The sequence below is a fragment of the Actinopolyspora sp. BKK2 genome, from assembly GCF_011291845.1.
Lineage (GTDB): Bacteria > Actinomycetota > Actinomycetes > Mycobacteriales > Pseudonocardiaceae > Actinopolyspora > Actinopolyspora saharensis.
The window spans coordinates 1-1,545 of the sequence record NZ_JAANTE010000019.1; the positions used below are offsets into that span (position 1 = coordinate 1).

Here is a 1,545-nt window from a genome sequence, read left to right on the forward strand (position 1 = left end):
GTGGTTGTGGTTGGTGGGTGTGTTGGTCAGCGATGGGGTGACGCAGAAGGGTAGCCCAGCCCGGGCGATGGTTGTTCCCGGGGTAACGGTGTAGCACGACGGTCCAGGGAAATCCGGACGGTTGGTGGTGTGAGACCGGAGGCCGAGCCAGTGTGGCGAAGTGGGTGATCCCCGGCTGCCGAGAAAAGCCTCTAGCGAGGGGGCACGTGGTCCGTACCCGAAACCGACACAGGTGGTCTGGTAGAGCATACCGAGGCGAGCGGGCGAACCGTGGTTAAGGAATTCGGCAAAATGTCCCCGTAACTTCGGGAGAAGGGGAGCCATGGCTGGTGATCCCCCTGTGCGGGGTGAGCTGGTGGTGGCCGCAGAGAATGGGCCCAAGCGACTGTTTACTAAAAACACAGGTCCGTGCGAAGTCGTAAGACGCGGTATACGGACTGACGCCTGCCCGGTGCCGGAACGTTAAGGGGAGCCGTGAACCTGCCTGCGGGTGGGTGAGGCGGCGAACCGAAGCGCCGGTAAACGGCGGTGGTAACTATAACCATCCTAAGGTAGCGAAATTCCTTGTCGGGTAAGTTCCGACCTGCACGAATGGCGTAACGACTTGGGCGCTGTCTCGACCACGGACCCGACGAAATTGCAGGACGAGTTAAGATGCTCGTTTCGCGCGGCAGGACGGAAAGACCCCGGGACCTTTACTACAGCTTGGTATGGGCGTCTGGTTCGGCTTGTGTAGGATAGGTGGGAAACTGGGAACCTCGCACGCCAGTGTGGGGGGAGTTGCTGGTGAAATACCACTCTGGTCGTTCCGGGCGTCTAACCTCGGTCCGTGACCCGGATCAGGGACAGTGCCTGGTGGGTAGTTTAACTGGGGCGGTTGCCTCCTAAACGGTAACGGAGGCGCCCAATGGTTCCCTCAGCCTGGACGGAAACCAGGCGGCGAGTGTAAGTGCACAAGGGAGCTTGACTGCGAGACTGACGGGTCGAGCAGGTGCGAAAGCAGGGACTAGTGATCCGGCACCGGCATGCGGATGCGGTGTCGCTCAACGGATAAAAGGTACCCCGGGGATAACAGGCTGATCTTGCCCAAGAGTCCATATCGACGGCATGGTTTGGCACCTCGATGTCGGCTCGTCGCATCCTGGGGCTGGAGTGGGTCCCAAGGGTTGGGCTGTTCGCCCATTAAAGCGGCACGCGAGCTGGGTTTAGAACGTCGTGAGACAGTTCGGTCCCTATCCGCCGCGCGCGTGTGGAGACGTGCGGGGAGCTGTCCCCAGTACGAGAGGACCGGGACGGACGAACCTCTAGTGCGCCAGTTGTCCCGCCAGGGGCATGGCTGGTTGGCCACGTTCGGCATGGATAACCGCTGAAAGCATCTAAGCGGGAAGCCCACCCCAAGATGACGTCTCCCCCCACACTGTGGGATAAGGCCCCCAGCAGATGACTGGGTTGATAGGCCCGACATGCACGCACAGCAATGTGTTCAGTGGACGGGTACTAACCGGCCGAACGACGAACCCCCCACACACCCACGCACACCCCCAC

1 rRNA gene is annotated in these 1,545 nt (G+C 61.2%); it reads left to right on the plus strand.

Annotated features, from left to right (window positions below):
• Positions 1 to 1,522: ribosomal RNA gene (locus G9Q41_RS21650) — 23S ribosomal RNA — on the plus strand; the annotation flags it as partial.
• Positions 1,523 to 1,545 lie beyond the last annotated feature (23 nt).